Genomic DNA, 16,891 nt, shown 5'->3' on the forward strand with positions numbered 1-16,891 from the left:
TCTTAATATTGTGAAATCGTTAATTGGATTTGATTTCATGATATTACGATTTGTTTATTATTTATAGTGTATAAGTATTATTTAAGTCCTAAATGTTAGTTGTTGAGTTGTTAAAATAAAGTTAAAATTATTTTCTATTTGATATTTTTTGAATTCAGCCAGTCCTGATAGGCTTTTGCGTTAACCGCATGTTCTTCAGCACTTGCTGTAAATTTGTGATATCCGAATCTTGCAGGATCTGCACACATAAAAATATAATTATTGCTTTCTGCTTCTAAAACCGCATCTACAGAGTTTTTATCCACTACGCAGATTGGTCCCGGAGGAATTCCTGCATTCGCATAGGTATTATAAGGTGATGGAGTAGATAAGTGCTTATACAGAACTCTTTTAATCGGCTCCTTGAAATTCGTCTGCTTGTTAATCGCATAAATTACAGTTGGATCAGACTGAAGTTTCATCCCTTTTCGGTAACGGTTCAGGTAAAGTCCTGCAATGGTTTTCATTTCGTCTTTTTTACCTCCGGATTCCTTATAAACAATGGATGCCAATGCATAAATCTGATCTCTTGTCAATCCGGACTGTTGCTCTTTGTTTTGTCTTTCGCTGGTCCAGAAATTCTGATATTGCTCATCAAACTTCTTGAAGAATTCTCTTGGGCTTACTGTCCAGAAAAAATTATAGGTATCAATGAAAAAATATTTCTTCAGATCTTCAGCATTTTTATAGCCTTTTTCAACAGCAATTTCATTCAGGTCATTTACAAAATGTAAAGAATCCAGTTCTGTTTTCTTCGTTACCTTTCCGATCATCTGGTACATGTCTCCGAAATCTCCGATTCTGAAACTGTTGGCCGTCTGATTTCCTGCTTTAATCATATTAACAAGGTTGGTATTTCCTGCTCCTTCCTCAAAATGATAGCGGCCGGGTTTAAAATATTTATCCAATCCTTTGTCTTTGGCTACCGTTTCAAAAGCTTCTTTATTTTTTACATACGGAGCAACAGAGTCAAGCACCTGCTTAAAACTTGCTTTATGAGGAATCAGCACATAGCCGTCTTTCACAACGTTGTTTCCATAATAGGTATTATAAAATCTCAAACCAAAATATCCTGCTGCTGCCAATATCAGCAGAACGATAATGAGAACTGTTTTTTTCATTATTATAAAATGTTGATTAAAAGTTTTTTGTTTTTAAATAAGATCTACTTTACCTCTAAAAACCTGCTTTGCGGGACCTTCCAGCCAGATATTTTGGAAAGAACTTCCATTTTTCTCAGCATGTACCTTAAGATTTCCACCCAAAGTTTTAACTTTTACAGAGATTAGATTGTTTTTCTGCAGAAAAGTTAAAGCCGAAGCCGTAACTCCTGTTCCGCAGCTGTAAGTTTCATCCTCAACGCCTCGTTCATAGGTTCTTACGAAGATTTCATTATCCGTAATTTTTTCTACAAAATTCACATTGATCCCTTTTTCTTTATAATTTTCTGAATTCCGGATACTATTTCCTTCTGCAAAAACATTGTAATTAACCAAATCCTCTACATATTTTACATAGTGAGGAGATCCTGTATTCATTACCGTATCTTCACCATCATTGGAAACTGTGTTTACATCAATCATTTTTAATTTAATGATGCCGTTGTGGATTTCAGCTTCATGTTCACCATCTATTGCAATGAACTTGCATTTATCTTCGAAAATGTCAAGAAAAAAAGCAAAGGCAACCAGACATCTTCCGCCGTTTCCACACATCGTACTTTCACCGCCGTCCGAATTATAATAAACCATCTTGAAATCATACTGATCATCATTTTCAAGGAGAATAAGTCCGTCTGCGCCAATTCCGAAACGTCGGTCACATAACTTTTCAATGATATCTTTATTTTTAGGGAATTGCAGATCACGGTTGTCTATCATCACAAAATCATTTCCGGTTCCCTGGTATTTATAAAATTCCATATTCTTTTTAATCTAAATTTAACGAGCAAAATTAATATATTTTAAACGAAAAACGGACAGTGAAAACTGCCCGTTGTGTTATTTATAATCGTTTTATCTAAATCCGCCCGACTGTCTGGTAGTACCTGTACTTGGTGGAGTTGTATTCTGAGAACCTGAACTGTTTCTGAAACCGCCACTGGAATCATTTCTGAACCCTCCATTCTGGTTTTGATTTTGATTCTGATTATTATACTGTTGCGTATTTCTGAATCCTCCGGTATTTCTGGTTCCCTGGTTGTTCTGGGAATTGTTATTATTCTGTGTACCTGAAGAGTTTCTGAATCCCCCGGTATTTCTGGTTCCCTGATTGTTCTGGTAATTATTGTTATTCTGATTACCTGAAGAATTTCTGAACCCTCCGGTGTTACTGTTTCTGATGCCGTTGTTATTACCGCTTCCGGTTGGCTCACCTCTAAACCCGTTATTCGGTCTTTGTGAAGTTACCGCGCCATTATTTCTTCTTTCCACATATACTTTTCTTCTGCTGTTGTTGTAATTGTAGTAATAATAAGGAGCTCCGTTATCATAATAATAGTTGATGTCGTTTCTGTAATAATAGCCGTCATTACCATAATAACCACCATTGCCGTAATATCCGGATGGAGCATAATAATATCCGTTGTTATAATAAGGATCTCCATATCCGTTATTGGCATACCCGTCAGAATAGGCCAGACATGATGATAAACCAACAATAATGGTAAGACTTAGTGCTATTTTAAATAAATTTTTCATGACTTTAATTGTACTTTTTCTTTTAAATTTTTTTTCCAGTTAAGGTATCCTAAGATAGCCATTATTGTAAATACCAAATATTGAACCGAAGTGATACCAAGCTCCTTAAAAATCATCATAGGGATGCAAATAAAATCTCCGATGATCCAGAAAAACCAGTTTTCAATGCGCTGTTTAGCCATAAACCACATTCCCACCAAAAATATAGAAGTTGTGATTACATCCAGCCAGTTGGCCCAGTCAAGATGATATAATCCCAGGCTGGTTCCTTCCATAGAAAAATGATTGTCAATATAAGGTTTGTAATAATAAACAAGAGTTACCAATGCCAGGCTGACGACAAAAAGAATTCCTGCAAACATTCTTTCCTTTTGTGTTGCCCAGGAAACTTCCACGTGAACGTGATCTTCGGAGTTTTTAGACCATAAAATCCAGCCGTAAATACTCATGGCGGTATAATAGACATTAATCATACAGTCTCCCAGCAATCCGAAGTTAAAAAGAATATATACGTAAATCAGTGTAGAAATAATACCGGTAGGGTATACCCAGATGTTTTTTTTGATGGAGAAATAGACGCTCAGAATACCGAAAACGGTTCCTGAAGCTTCCAGTATGATTTGTAAAGTATCATAATTTTCATAGGGCTTTACAAAGAGATCATATAAATTCATGCGGTCAAAAATAAACAAAAATTAACACTTCCTGAAATAATTTAAATAAAGTGCTAATCAGTTTTTTAAGCGGTTTTTTATAAAATAAATCATTAAAGTTTATCAATAAACGTTAAGGTTTGTAAAATTTTTATATTTTCGTAAATCCTTAATAAATAAAAAACATGTCTAAAATTTGGGTTAAGAAGCCGCTAAGTGCCTATGAGGCAGATATGCAGAAAAGTGAGCTGAAGAAAGTCCTTGGAAAATGGAGTTTAACAGCAATTGGAGTAGGTGCCATCATCGGCGGTGGAATTTTTGTTCTTACCGGAACCGGAGCTTATTACCACGCAGGGCCGGCATTGGCTATTTCTTTTATTATAGCAGGTATAGCCTGTGTTTTCGCCGCATTATGTTATGCAGAATTTGCGTCTATTATTCCTGTTGAAGGTTCTGCCTATGCGTATGCGTATGGAACGGTAGGAGAAATCTTTGCCTGGGCTATGGGATGGTGTCTCATCCTGGAATATGCCATGGCAAGTATGGCGGTCTCCGTGAGCTGGTCAGGATATTTCACCAAATTTTTGAAAATATTCGGGATACATTTACCCGCTTATCTTACTTCTGATCCTGCCAGTTATACAGGAGACGGGTTTTCAATGAATCTTCCTGCATTCATTCTTGTTTTACTGATTACCGCGTTACTGGTAAAAGGGACAAAAGAAGCAGCAGGAGCCAATAATCTGATTGTATTATTGAAAACAGCAGCTGTTATTTTCGTAATCATTGCCGGAGTTTATATCATCTTTTCAAACACAGATCTTTATACTGCAGCTGATGGAGTGAAGAACTGGAAGCCATTTATTCCCGATCAGATAAAAATCAAAAACTCTGAAGGAGATATGGTCTCAGCCTATGGTATTCAGGGAATTATTTCCGGAGCAGCGGCTATCTTTTTTGCGTATATTGGCTTTGATGCCGTTTCTACACAGGCAGGAGAGGCGATTAATCCTAAAAAAGATGTTCCTTTCGCTATTATCACTTCATTATTAATCTGTACAGCTTTATATATCTGTGTATCTCTTGTATTAACAGGAATGATGCATTATACAGACTTTAACCCTGAAGGAAAGTTTCCGGATGCGATTAAAGCACCAGTGGCTTACGCTTTTGAAATAGCAGGAAAACACTGGGCAAGTAATATCGTAACCATTGCAGCTACCGTAGGACTGATTTCTGTAGTAATGGTAATGATGATGGGACAGTCCAGAATCTTCATTGGAATGGCAAAAGACGGATTGATTCCTAGATTCTTTGGAGAGCTTCACCCAAAAACAAAAACTCCTTACAAAGGAATCATTCTGTTAGGAACTATAGTGGCGCTTATTGCAGCATTTACTCCAATTTCTACATTGGCTGATATGACAAGCTTTGGAACCCTGTTTGCGTTTACATTGGTTTGTATCGCTGTTTGGGTAATGAGAAAGAAAGAACCTAATTTAATCAGACCTTTTAAAGTACCGGCTTATCAGATCGTAGTGATTTTAGGAGTGGTTATTAACTTATTTCTGATTTCGCGTCTAAGTGCTCATGCATTGGAGCTTTCCGCCGCATGGCTGTTGTTAGGAGGGTTGATTTATTTCCTTTATGGAAAATCAAACAGTAAACTTAACAATCCTGAAAAGTATAAAAACATCGATTAATTATTCACATAAACCGCTTCGGCGGTTTTTTTATTTATGCTTATGAAAAAGATTTTTTCCATTGTATTGTCGTGTTGGGGAATATGTTCATTTGCCCAGCAGATTGAAAGTTTTAAAACAATTTTTGAAGACAAAATCAGTATAAGAGCACTTGAACTGTATGATCACAAAATCTGGTACAGCGGAACGGATTCAAAATTCGGGTATATAGATCTCAGGGATCATAAAAATCAGAAGCAGATTAAGCTTTCTGATAAAAACCTTCAGTTCAGAACACTGGCACAGGACAAAGATTCGTTTTATGCAATCAATATTGTAAGCCCGGCTTACTTCTTTAAAATTGATAAAAAAGATCTTAAATCACAGATTATCTTTACGGATACCACAAAAACGGCATTCTATGATGCTTTACATTTTGTAAATCCTCAACTGGCTTTTACTTTCAGTGATTCAGAGCCGGATAATATGCTGAAACTTGCTGAATACAGAAACGGAAAGTGGAGCATGTTCAAAAATAATGTGAAACTGAACGCTGGAGAGGCTGCCTTTGCTGCCAGTAACACCAATATCGCTTCATCCAAAAATTTCCTATGGATTGCAACAGGAGGGAAGGCTTCAAGGATTTTAAGAATAAATCTGAAAAATCAGAATGCAGAAGTTTTTGAAATCCCTTTTGTACAGGGAGAATCTGCACAGGGAATGTATTCAATCGATTTTTTTGAAGATCAGTTTGGAGTTGCTGTAGGAGGAGATTATACCAAGCAGACTGAAAATGTTAATAATATAGCGACAAGCCATGATGCCGGAAAAACCTGGAAGATTCAGGCTTCGGGGAAGAATGCAGGATATACGACCTGTGTGAAAATTAAGCCCGGATCAAAAGGAAAAGAAATCATCTCTGTTGGAGACCAGCATATCAGTTATTCATCAGACTTCGGGAAAACATGGAAGAAGATTTCCGATGAAAAAGGACTGTTTGTATGCAGCTGGGTAGATAATAATTCCATCATATTTGCCGGGAATGGCAGGATTATGCTGATGAAGTTGAAATTTTAAGCAGGGATTTAACCTGAATTCACGATGATTCTTTCTAAAGAAATTATAAATAGTAATCATAGAAAATAACTTCCTCTTTTCAGAATGATTAACCGGTTTGGTGGAATGTTTGTTATTAGCCTGCCAGAAGGGTTTTATGAGAGTATTTAGATTCATTATAAAATAGAACCTAATATAATTCATAGGTTAAAATTCATCAGTAATGGTTAATTTTGCAGGATGGAATCTGATGAAGCTGAATTTCATCTTCCAATAAAATTTTAATTTTCAAGATGAACTCTTTAATAGATAAATATAATATTCCCGGACCTCGTTACACTTCTTACCCTACCGTTCCGTATTGGGATGAAACGACATTTTCACCTGAAAAATGGAAAGAAAGTGTCATCAGGTCTTTTCATGAGAGCAATGCAGAGGAGGGAATTTCTATTTATATCCATTTACCTTTTTGTGAGGCATTGTGTACCTTCTGTGCCTGCCACAAACGTATTACCAAACAGCATAGCGTTGAAACACCCTATCTGGAAAGTGTTTTAAAAGAGTGGAAACTGTATCTTGATCTTTTTAAAGAAAGGCCAAAACTAAAAGAATTGCACCTGGGTGGGGGGACACCTACATTTTTTTCTCCTGCGAATCTGAAAATATTGCTTGAAGGAATTTTTGAAACCGTAGATATTGCCGAACATCCTGAGTTTTCTTTTGAAGGACATCCGAATAATACAACCAGAGAACATCTTCAGACCTTATATGATCTCGGATTTAGGAGGGTAAGCTTCGGGGTACAGGATTATGATCCTAAAGTACAGAAAGCGATTAATAGAATCCAGCCTTTCGAAAACGTGAAAAATGTTACGGAATGGGCTAAAGAGATCGGTTACAGAGGAATCAGCCATGATCTTGTTTTCGGACTTCCCCATCAGACCTGGGAGGCTATGGAGCATACGATCCGAAAAACAATGGAACTGAAGCCGGACCGATTGGCTTTTTATTCTTATGCTCACGTTCCATGGGTGAAAGGAGTAGGGCAGAGAGGTTTTGATGAAAATGACCTTCCAAGTGGAGAAGAAAAACGCCGTCTGTATGAAGATGGTAAAAAACTTCTTCAGGATCTGGGCTATATTGAAGTGGGAATGGACCATTTCTCCCTTGAACATGATGACCTGTACCAGTCACTGATCCATAAAAAACTTCACCGGAATTTTATGGGCTATACCTCAAGCAATACCCAGCTGATGGTAGGATTAGGAATGTCTGCCATCTCCGATTCATGGTATGCATTTGCTCAGAATGTAAAAACGGTGGAAGAATATCAGAAAACCGTGGAAGAAGGTGAAATTCCTGTGGTAAAAGGCCATATCCTTAATGAAGAAGATCTTACGGTAAGAAGGCATATCCTTAACCTGATGTGCCAGCTTGAAACTTCTTTTAATGTCGGAAACTCTTTCCCGGAATTGGATAATGCCCTGGAAATGCTGAAGGAAATGGAGAATGATGAATTGGTGGAAATCAGTAACAATCAGATAAAAATTACAGAAAAAGGAAGAGCTTTTACAAGAAATGTAGCGATGGTTTTCGATCTTAGAATGATGCGAAATAAGCCGGAGACCAGAATTTTCTCTATGACCATCTAAAATTAATGAGCAGAAATCAGAAGTTTCTTATTGTTTTTTTATATCTGTTTGCGTTGTCTTTCAGTTTTTTTAAGACGGTAAGACTTCCGAATAAATGGGCAATAGCACACTGGCTGATGGATTACCGTTTCGGATTCATCAAGAGAGGTCTGATAGGAGAGCTGTTTGGTTTCTTTTTCGAGAAGAATGAATTCAACATTCTGATTATCTCATCCGTGATATTGTTCTTGTTATATGCCTCACTATTGAGTATTGCGGTCAGAAATACCTGGAAAAATTATAGTATTGAGAAAGTTCTTTTCTATGTGATATTCTTTTTATCACAGTATATGATACTTTCGGCGCATCTTATCGGTTATTTTGATCACCTTATTTTTCTGATGACCTTACTATCAGTGTATTTGATTGGTCATAAAAAGATGATCCTGGCTTCATTGATTACAGTATTCTGTATTGTTGCCCATGAAGTTTCTTTTGTTCTGATGGTCCCGGTCTGTCTTTTTGCATTGCTGGTGAATGAAGTTCAGGATAACAAACTGACGTTCAATTCAGGTCTGTTAAAAAAGATCGGACTTTATTTACTGCTACCTGTTGCTGCAACCGTTTCAGTGTCTCTTTATCAGGAACTGTACGGGCAGGATAACCGTCAGCTTATCTTTAACTATCTGAAGAATACAGAATTAATTAAAAAAGGGGTTGCTAATTCTGTGGCAGCTGCTTATACCGAAGGTTTTGGAAGTTATCTGAAAAGTGAAGCTCCCTATTTTCTGAAGAGGGTTTTTCTTTCCATAGGAACCGTCAAATATGGAGTGCCTTTGCTTTTTATGGCGTATATGGTGTATAAGAAGTTCAGCAGAATAAACATTTATATCCTTTTACTCCTTGCCGTGGTATCGGTATCACCGTTAGTTTTGCATTCAATTGCCTGGGATACATTCAGGATATGGAGCTTTCCGTTTATTATCCTTTTTACAGGCTTCTGGATTTTATGTGGAAAATTTCAACCGGTACATGAGCATGGCAATAAATTATCTTTATTTGAAATTGTCTTTTTCTTAATCTCAATAGCTCTGGTATCCATGTTTCCCAATTTTCTTTTTGAAAATGAAACGGAAAGGTTTTCAACTCCTGTGAGAATCCTGATACTTATTCCTATTTTTTCAATGGTGTGGTATCTGTATAAAAAAGCCCCGGAAAAATATAACCGGGACTGAAATTTTACAGCTTTAAAAAATAATCAGGTAGGGGATTTTTATCTGTTGATTATGGAATTCCTGAATAATAATGCAGGAATTTATATTTCAGACTTCTTGGAACTTCCATCTCCCAGCCTCCATCTTCCCACCTAATCAATCATTCAACAATAAGTTTCTGGCTGTAAGATTTGATATCTCCGGATTTTAAGATCAGATAATAAGCCCCTGAGGGAACCCCTGTGATGTTAATACTGCCGTCGTTTTCAATTTTGGCATTCTCCAGAACTATTCTTCCTTCGGTGCTGATGAGATCTGCTGAACGTCTTTTTTCGTTGAAACCATCAACGAAAACTTTTTCAGAAGCAGGATTGGGATAAATTTTTACAGGGTTGTAATTATCAGTTTCTTCAATGGCTAAAGTTCCTGTTGTGATTTTAAAGATTTTTCCGCTGGTAACGGCCGCTACATAAAGTTCTTTCTGAAAATCCTGTCCGAAGGTGGAAAAATTATTCCCAGAACTTGCTGCGGTCCACACAATGGAGTTGTCAGTGCTCATGATACCAATCTGAGTAGAGCAGTAGTCTGCAAAGAAATATTTTCCCTGAAGTGAAGGATACTGGCTTCCTCTGTAAACATAGCCTCCGGTAATGGAACACCTTCCTCCCGAGTGATTATAAACAGCAACAGGAAAGGTCATCGTTGCCATTCCCGGACAGCCAGCTGTATTATAAGCATTATTGCCCTCGTAGCATCGCCAGCCGTAGTTCACACCTGCCTGTGTGATCGGAACCCTGTTGATTTCTTCTATAGCGCCTTGGCCTACATCGGCAATCATTACATTTCCGGAAGTGAGGTCAAAAGACCATTTCCATGCATTTCTGAGACCGTATGCCCAGATTTCATCAGCCCCGTCTACACCAGCTCCGGCAAATGGATTTCCTGCAGGAATATTATAAGGGCCGGTAGAATTCACATCAATTCTCAACATTTTTCCTAAGAGAGAGTTTTTGTTTTGGGAATTGTTGTTGGGATCTCCGCCGCTTCCTCCATCTCCGGTAACAATCCAGAGATTTCCGTCAGGGGCAAAATGAATGCTCCCGCCATTATGATTGTCGAAAGGTTTGGGAATATTCAGAAGGATCTTTTCAGAAGCGGGATCGGCAACATCAGGGTTGGTAGGGTTTACGGAATATCGGGCGACAATTATATTTCCAGCGGTATTGTTATAATAGACAAAAAAATATCCGTTTGATGAATATTGTGGATGAAAAGCAAGCCCCAGAAGACCTCTTTCCCCGCTAAAGTTAACCTTGGTGCTGATATTAAGGAAATCTGCTGTATTAGCGCTGCCGTTTGGCTGAAGGATCTTAATAATTCCATTCTGTTGTACAACGAAGAGACGGCTGTCTCCGGCGTTGGTAATTTCCACGGGACTGGTAAGCCCGGATGCAAATTCTTCCAAATTAATACTTTGAGAATTAATAATTAAAGAAGAAAAAATACCCATCGTAAAAAGTAGTTTTTTCATAATATTTTGATATTTAGTGTATTGATATAGGAATGAAAATTTTATACCAATTAAAATTTGAAAATTTCATGATGATACGGTGAAAAAATTGTTAAATCTTAAATAGAAATTAAAACACCGATATATCTGAAAATAAACCATTTCTGTTGTTAAAAAATTCATAAAATATCAATAAAATCATTATATTTGCCGACTTAATTTAACGTAGTTATAACAAAATGCAAGGAAAAGGACTTATTACAATTGTTGCTATTGTGCTAGGGCTGATATGCTTAAACGAGCTGTTGCCAACCTGGTACGCCAGCAAAATTGAATCGCAGATTGAAGCTGCGAATGGGAACGAGAAAGAGATCAAACGGATCAAGGAAGATACTCTTAATCTCGGTTATACAAAGCTTTACTATTCAAAAGCAAAGGACAAAGAAATGAAACTTGGTCTTGACCTTAAAGGGGGGATCAACGTTCTATTGGAGATCAACCAGAGAGACCTGGTGAACGATCTTACCAATTATTCTACCAATCCTGTTCTTATTGAAGCTTTGAACAAAACTGACGAGGTTCAGAAAAATTCTACAAAACCTTACATCGACAATTTCTTCGAACAGTTTGAGGTGATCAACAAGGCAAAAGGAACTAACCTTAAACTTGCTGATCCTGAACTTTTTGGAAACACCAATCTGTCTGAGATCAAATACAATACTTCTGATGATCAGGTAAAAAGCATCATTAAAAGAAGAGTTGATCTTTCTGTAGGTACAGCTTTCGAGGTAATCAGAACAAGGATTGATAAGCTTGGTGCTATCCAGCCTAACGTTCAGAGAGTACCTGGTACAGCCAGAATCTCAGTAGAAATGCCGGGTATGAAAGACATCGACAAAGTAAAGAAGATGCTTCAGACTTCAGCAAAACTTCAGTTCTGGGAAGTACAGCAGGTTGCTGAAATCGCTCCTTATTTCCAGAATTTAACAGCTATGGTGAGTGCAAAAGGAGATTCTATGGGAGTTAAAAAGAATGTTAACTTCATGAACCTTCTGCAGCTTGACAAATTAAGAAGCAATGGGGTAGCTAACGTAAAACTATCTGATACAGCTGTTGTAAACAAAATATTAAACAGCAAAGTAGCTCAGTCTTTACGTCCGGCTAACATTAAATATACACAGTTCATATGGGGTTACAAACCTGAAGCTACAAGTCCTGATGATTTGGTATTGTATGCTATCAGAAGTAACATCAATCAAAAAGCTCCGGTAGACGGTGCGGTAGAGACTGCCAGCATCAGTTATGACGAACTTGGAAGAGTAGTGGTAGACATGCAGATGGATTCCAAAGGAGCTAAAGAATGGAAAACTTTAACAGAGAAAAACGTAGGGAAGCCTGTAGCGGTAACTCTTGATAACAGAGTATATACAGCTCCGAATGTTGTAGGGGCTATTCCAAACGGAAGAACTCAGATCTCTGGTAACTTCTCTCAGGAAGAAGCTAAAGAATTGGTAGACGTTTTAGGAGCAGGTAAATTACCGGCTGGTGCAAAAGTGGTTCAAGCTACGCAGGTAGGTCCGTCTTTAGGACAGGAATCTATTAATGCAGGGATGATCTCATTTGCTATTGCATTCCTTATCATTATCGTTTATATCATTTTCTATTACGGTGGTGCCGGAGTATATGCGGTGATTGCAATGATCATCAACTTATTCTATATCTTCGGAATTATGGATTCCGGTGACTTTACGCTTACCCTTCCTGGTATTGCAGGTATCGTTCTTACGATGGCCATGGCGGTAGATACCAACGTAATTATCTATGAAAGAACTAAAGAAGAACTATTTGCAGGAAAGAGCATCTTAGAAGCCTATAAAGATGGTTTCAAACACGCTTTAAATGCGATTATTGATGGTCACACGACTACATTATTGACTGCCGTTGTGTTATTCTTCTTCGGAACAGGACCTATCAAAGGTTTTGCATTAACATTGATGATTGGTATTGTAATGACATTGTTCACATCAGTACTTCTTTCCAGAGTAATGATCTTCAGCAGACTGGATAAAGGAAAAGGTCTTTCTGTTTGGACTGCTCCTACAAAGAACCTGTTCAGAAATACCTGGATCGATTTCATTGGAAAAAGAAAATACGCTTATATTATTTCTGCTGTTTTAACGGTTATTTGTGTTGTTTCAATTGTAACTCACGGATTTAAATTCGGTATCGATTTCACTGGTGGTAGAAACTATGTAGTGAAGTTTGATAAAACAGTTAACGCTAATGATATTGAAGAAAACCTGGTAAAAATCTTCAAAACTGAGGACGGAAAAAATTCTTCCGTAGAAGCTAAAACTTTCGGAAATGATAAGCAGTTAAAGATCTCTACAGATTACCTTATCGAAGATGAATCTTTAAAAGCTGACCAGATTGTTGAACAAAAATTATATGAAGGACTGAAATCAAACCTTCCTGCTGGAATTACCCTGACAGATTTCAAATCTGCAGATAAAGATCATGCCGGAATTATTTCTTCTGAAAAAGTAGGACCTACAGTAGCAGACGATATCAAAACACACGGTATCCTTGCAGTTGTAGCTGCTCTAGCCGGAATCTTCATCTACATTCTTGTACGATTTAGAAAATGGCAGTTCTCTCTTGGGGCGGTGGCAGCATTGTTCCACGATGCGGTAATTATTCTGGGTGCTTACTCGCTTCTTCACAAATATATGCCGTTTAACATGGAGATCAACCAGGATTTCATTGCAGCAATCCTTACCGTATTAGGGTACTCAATTAACGATACCGTGATCATCTTTGACAGAATCAGGGAATATTTAAGAGAGAAGAAATCTTTAACATTGGCAGGATTATTTGATGACTCTATCTCGAGTACGTTAGGTAGAACATTTAACACCTCATTTACAACCATCCTTGTGATCTTGGCGATCTTCATCTTCGGTGGTGATAACCTGAGAGGATTTATGTTCGCAATGCTTATCGGTATCGGATTTGGTACATATTCATCCATCTTCATTGCATCTGCAATCGCTTATGATTTCCTTAAGACAGGAAAAGAAGAAGATGTACATGGAAAGTCAACATCCAACAAAGAAGTACTTGCTTCAAAGTAATATAGACTACAATAAATAAGTAAAGGCCGTTTCGAAAGAAGCGGCCTTTTTTATGGTTGAAAAGTAAACATCAGAAGTGTTAATATCAGATTTTGAATAATATCAGTTCAGAATTTTAAAGCGGTTTTAATTATATGGCATTGTTACCAAGTACAACTGAAAGTAACTTCCAGCTTCTTTCTTCCAGCTTCAAGCCAATTACTCAGGCTGAATATTAAATTTTCAGTTATACAACTAATTTAGAACCATTATTTTTCATGTTTTGATTAATTTTGCAAATTATGGAAAATTCAAAGAAAAAAGCGGCCATTGGCTTTATATTTATAACCTTACTGATTGATATTACAGGATGGGGAATTATTATTCCTGTAGTTCCAAAGCTGATTGAGGAGCTTATTCATGCCAATATCAGTGAAGCTGCAAAATATAGTGGCTGGCTTGGTTTTGCCTATGCTTTTACCCAGTTTGTATTTTCCCCAATTGTGGGTAACCTTAGTGATAAATACGGGCGAAGACCTGTTATTCTGATCTCACTTTTCGGATTTGCTGTAGATTATATTTTCCTGGCACTTGCTCCAACCATCTGGTGGCTGTTTGTGGGACGTGTCATCGCAGGAATTACGGGAGCCAGTATTACCACGGCCAGTGCTTATATTGCAGATGTTTCTACTGATGAGGACAGGGCTAAGAATTTTGGACTGATTGGAGCTGCCTTTGGACTGGGGTTTATTATAGGGCCTGTATTGGGAGGCTTTTTAGGACATTACGGAGCGAGGGTTCCTTTTTATGCAGCAGCAGTTCTCTGCCTTCTGAACTTCCTGTACGGATACTTTATCCTACCTGAAAGTTTGGATAAAGACAAAAGACGAGAATTCGACTGGAAAAGAGCTAATCCAATAGGTTCATTTAAATTTTTAAGAAAACACCCGGAAATTTCAGGATTGATTGTAGCGCTTATTTTAATTTATATCGCAGGGCATGCCGTACAGAGCAACTGGAATTTCTTTACCATGTTCCAGTTCAAATGGGATACCAGAATGGTAGGAATTTCATTAGGAGTAGTAGGCCTTCTGGTTGGTTTGGTTCAGGGGCTTCTTATACGATGGACAACGCCAAGGCTGGGAGAACAGAAAAGTATTTATTACGGGTTGATACTCTATGCTATAGGAATGTTTTTATTTGCCTTTGCCACTCAGGGCTGGATGATGTTTGTGATTCTTGTCCCTTACTGTTTGGGAGGAATTTGCGGGCCCGCACTTCAATCGATGATTTCAAAAAGTGTCTCTTCCCACGAACAAGGGGAACTTCAGGGAGCTTTAACAAGTCTGATGAGTGCAACATCTATTATAGGACCTGTCCTAATGACCAGTCTCTTCCATTATTTTACAAGAGATGATGCACAGATTAAATTCGCGGGAGCACCGTTTCTGTTGGCTTTTGTTTTAATGGCAATAAGTGTGGTTATTACGTATTATGCTTTTAAGAAAAAACCAAAGATTAAGCTGTAAAACGGAGCTGGTTAAAGAGTGTAAATAAAAGATTTTTTAATATAGTGATCTTATTAAAATCCTGATATAAAAACGGGGAAGTTCAATTGAGCATCCCCGTCTTTAATGAAAATATAATAATGAATTGATAAACTATGGATAAAGTGATTTTGTTCCGTTATGAACTAAGTTGCTTCCCAATCCTGAGAATGATACCGAAAAATTACTGGCATTAAAACTTAAAGAACCTGTAGGAGTACATAGTCCAAGAGCAAATCTGCACTGCCCGTATGTCCCAGTTCTTTTTGTTACTTTACTTTCGCTTTTTGCTTTTCCTAAGCTGATATAGCCCCAGTCTGTCACATCAACATTAGAAACAGTTGAGCCGGAATAATAAATGGTGATCTGGTATCCTGTTTCTCCTCTTTTAGAGCCCCAAAGCCAGCTTGCCGTCCACCATTCTTTATACCATTTGGACGCTACTTTCGCCTGATTATCTGATGGGGAAATTTCTGTAGTTCCCCTTTTATCCATGATGATAAGGCCGGCAAATACATTGTCCCAGATGATGCCGGATTCGTTATAAAAGCATAATGAATTGAATGTTTCGCCTTTATAATTCCAGGAAACTTCAATAACTTCAGTTCCTATTTTAATCTGTTCTGCTGCTGTTTCCTTTAATCCTTTCTGAGCTTCAGTCAGATTGTCCCCGGAATACAGACTTCCAATTTTTCCTATCTTCATGGTCTCGGGATAAAGAATATTTCCTTCAGCAGTAAACTGATCCTTATCTGAAATTAAATTCTGAGAAATTTCGAGACCTTTTTGTGTTGAGAGTTTTCCTAAAACAGTTGTTCCGGTGATCTGAAGATCATTGTTTAAGTATTTTTCAAGGCTTTTCTTCGAATCATTCAATTGTACCTGAACATTTTCAGAAATGGTTTGAGATCCCGTACTCATTTCTTTTTTCAGATCTGCTGTGGTTACTTTTACAGCCGGATTTTCCTGTACTATTTCGCTGCTTTCGTTCTGACAGCCTGTAAGGACCATTACCAATACTATGGTAAAAACCCTGAAGGGAATAAGTAGTTTTTTCATAAATTATATATTTGATTTTGTGTGTAATAAAGATAATGAAAAAACTATTTAATTCTCTACATTTTGAATTAATTTTCATTAATATAACTTTAGTTCAGGATAAGAATTTCTAAGATAATTTTGAAGCTGGGAGATGGAAGAAGGAAGTTATGAAAGTCATCAATAATAAGTGTTGATCTGTTTTTATATTTTTAAGATAATGAAATTACATAACGACTGTTGATACTAATAACTTAAACCAACTTCCAGTTTCCTTTTTACATCTTCCAGCTTTTCAAATCTTAAAATTTTTTTAAAATTATGGTTTACCGTAAATAAGTGTATAAACTTTCGTAATTTTACAGCATGGAATTAAGCATTGGAGAAATGGCATTGATCGCGGTGGCGATTGTTGTATTATTCGGCCCGGATAAACTTCCTCAGATAGCACGTGACTTGGGAGCAGGTGTAAGAAAAATGCGTGGTGCAGTGGAAGACATCAAAACTGAGATCATGAAAGAAACAGATAATCCTGTTTCTGAGATTAAGCGTGAAATTGAGAAGGTAAAAGACGCTGCCAAAGATTTCAATCCCATGAAAGATATTGAAAAGGATATTCTTACAGAACCGTCTTCTACATCTAATAATGAACCTCCAAAACCAAAGCCTGCCGATGATGAAACCTACGAAGGGCCGGTAAGCAGATAAT

The 16,891-nt window shown here is 37.4% G+C and carries 13 protein-coding genes; 7 read left to right on the forward strand and 6 right to left on the reverse strand.

The features are described from left to right. Positions 1-134 precede the first annotated feature (134 nt). From mltG to pnuC, 4 genes are all read right to left on the reverse strand, one after another. Positions 135-1,160, reverse strand: coding sequence for an endolytic transglycosylase MltG (gene mltG, locus FW768_RS00270; RefSeq protein WP_153391306.1), 1,026 nt, complete (start codon positions 1,158-1,160; stop codon positions 135-137). 33 nt (positions 1,161-1,193) lie between these two features. Beyond that, positions 1,194-1,961, reverse strand: a complete 768-nt coding sequence (gene dapF, locus FW768_RS00275; RefSeq protein ID WP_153391308.1) for a diaminopimelate epimerase — start codon at positions 1,959-1,961, stop codon at positions 1,194-1,196. A 93-nt stretch (positions 1,962-2,054) separates the two neighbouring features. Continuing rightward, the gene (locus FW768_RS00280; RefSeq protein ID WP_153391310.1) at positions 2,055-2,738 is read right to left on the reverse strand and encodes a hypothetical protein; all 684 of its coding nucleotides are present in this window, start codon (positions 2,736-2,738) and stop codon (positions 2,055-2,057) included. Then, positions 2,735-3,412, reverse strand: a complete 678-nt coding sequence (gene pnuC / locus FW768_RS00285; protein WP_153391312.1) for a nicotinamide riboside transporter PnuC — start codon at positions 3,410-3,412, stop codon at positions 2,735-2,737. Before pnuC ends, FW768_RS00280 begins: the two co-directional genes overlap by 4 nt. A 164-nt stretch (positions 3,413-3,576) precedes the next feature. Between pnuC and FW768_RS00290 the strand changes: the two genes are divergently transcribed. From FW768_RS00290 to FW768_RS00305, 4 genes are all read left to right on the forward strand, one after another. Continuing rightward, complete coding sequence (locus tag FW768_RS00290) at positions 3,577-5,094, forward strand: amino acid permease (protein WP_153391314.1); 1,518 nt, start codon at positions 3,577-3,579, stop codon at positions 5,092-5,094. A gap of 42 nt (positions 5,095-5,136) precedes the next feature. After that, complete coding sequence (locus FW768_RS00295) at positions 5,137-6,150, forward strand: WD40/YVTN/BNR-like repeat-containing protein (RefSeq protein WP_153391315.1); 1,014 nt, start codon at positions 5,137-5,139, stop codon at positions 6,148-6,150. A gap of 272 nt (positions 6,151-6,422) precedes the next feature. Beyond that, the gene (gene hemN / locus FW768_RS00300; protein WP_153391317.1) at positions 6,423-7,781 is read left to right on the forward strand and encodes an oxygen-independent coproporphyrinogen III oxidase; all 1,359 of its coding nucleotides are present in this window, start codon (positions 6,423-6,425) and stop codon (positions 7,779-7,781) included. 5 nt (positions 7,782-7,786) lie between these two features. Beyond that, on the forward strand, positions 7,787-8,995 hold the full coding sequence (locus FW768_RS00305; RefSeq protein ID WP_153391319.1) for a hypothetical protein: 1,209 nt from the start codon (positions 7,787-7,789) through the stop codon (positions 8,993-8,995). Between the two features lie 139 nt (positions 8,996-9,134). Here the strand turns inward: FW768_RS00305 and FW768_RS00310 are convergent, their stop codons facing one another. After that, positions 9,135-10,505, reverse strand: a complete 1,371-nt coding sequence (locus FW768_RS00310) for a PQQ-dependent sugar dehydrogenase (RefSeq protein WP_153391321.1) — start codon at positions 10,503-10,505, stop codon at positions 9,135-9,137. 218 nt (positions 10,506-10,723) lie between these two features. On the opposite strand from FW768_RS00310, the gene secD reads away from it, so the two are divergent. Together secD and FW768_RS00320 are read left to right on the forward strand one after the other, a co-directional pair. Further along, a complete protein-coding gene (secD, locus tag FW768_RS00315; protein ID WP_153391323.1) occupies positions 10,724-13,618 on the forward strand; it encodes a protein translocase subunit SecD in 2,895 nt (964 codons plus the stop codon). 281 nt (positions 13,619-13,899) lie between these two features. Continuing rightward, positions 13,900-15,126: a TCR/Tet family MFS transporter gene (locus FW768_RS00320; protein ID WP_153391324.1), complete on the forward strand. Its 1,227-nt coding sequence runs from the start codon at positions 13,900-13,902 to the stop codon at positions 15,124-15,126. A 132-nt stretch (positions 15,127-15,258) separates the two neighbouring features. Here the strand turns inward: FW768_RS00320 and FW768_RS00325 are convergent, their stop codons facing one another. Continuing rightward, complete coding sequence (locus tag FW768_RS00325; RefSeq protein ID WP_153391326.1) at positions 15,259-16,203, reverse strand: hypothetical protein; 945 nt, start codon at positions 16,201-16,203, stop codon at positions 15,259-15,261. A gap of 345 nt (positions 16,204-16,548) precedes the next feature. Between FW768_RS00325 and FW768_RS00330 the strand changes: the two genes are divergently transcribed. After that, the gene (locus FW768_RS00330) at positions 16,549-16,890 is read left to right on the forward strand and encodes a Sec-independent protein translocase subunit TatA/TatB (protein ID WP_153391328.1); all 342 of its coding nucleotides are present in this window, start codon (positions 16,549-16,551) and stop codon (positions 16,888-16,890) included. Position 16,891 lies beyond the last annotated feature (1 nt).

This window comes from Chryseobacterium vaccae, assembly GCF_009602705.1.
In the GTDB taxonomy this organism is placed as follows: Bacteria; Bacteroidota; Bacteroidia; order Flavobacteriales; family Weeksellaceae; genus Chryseobacterium; species Chryseobacterium vaccae.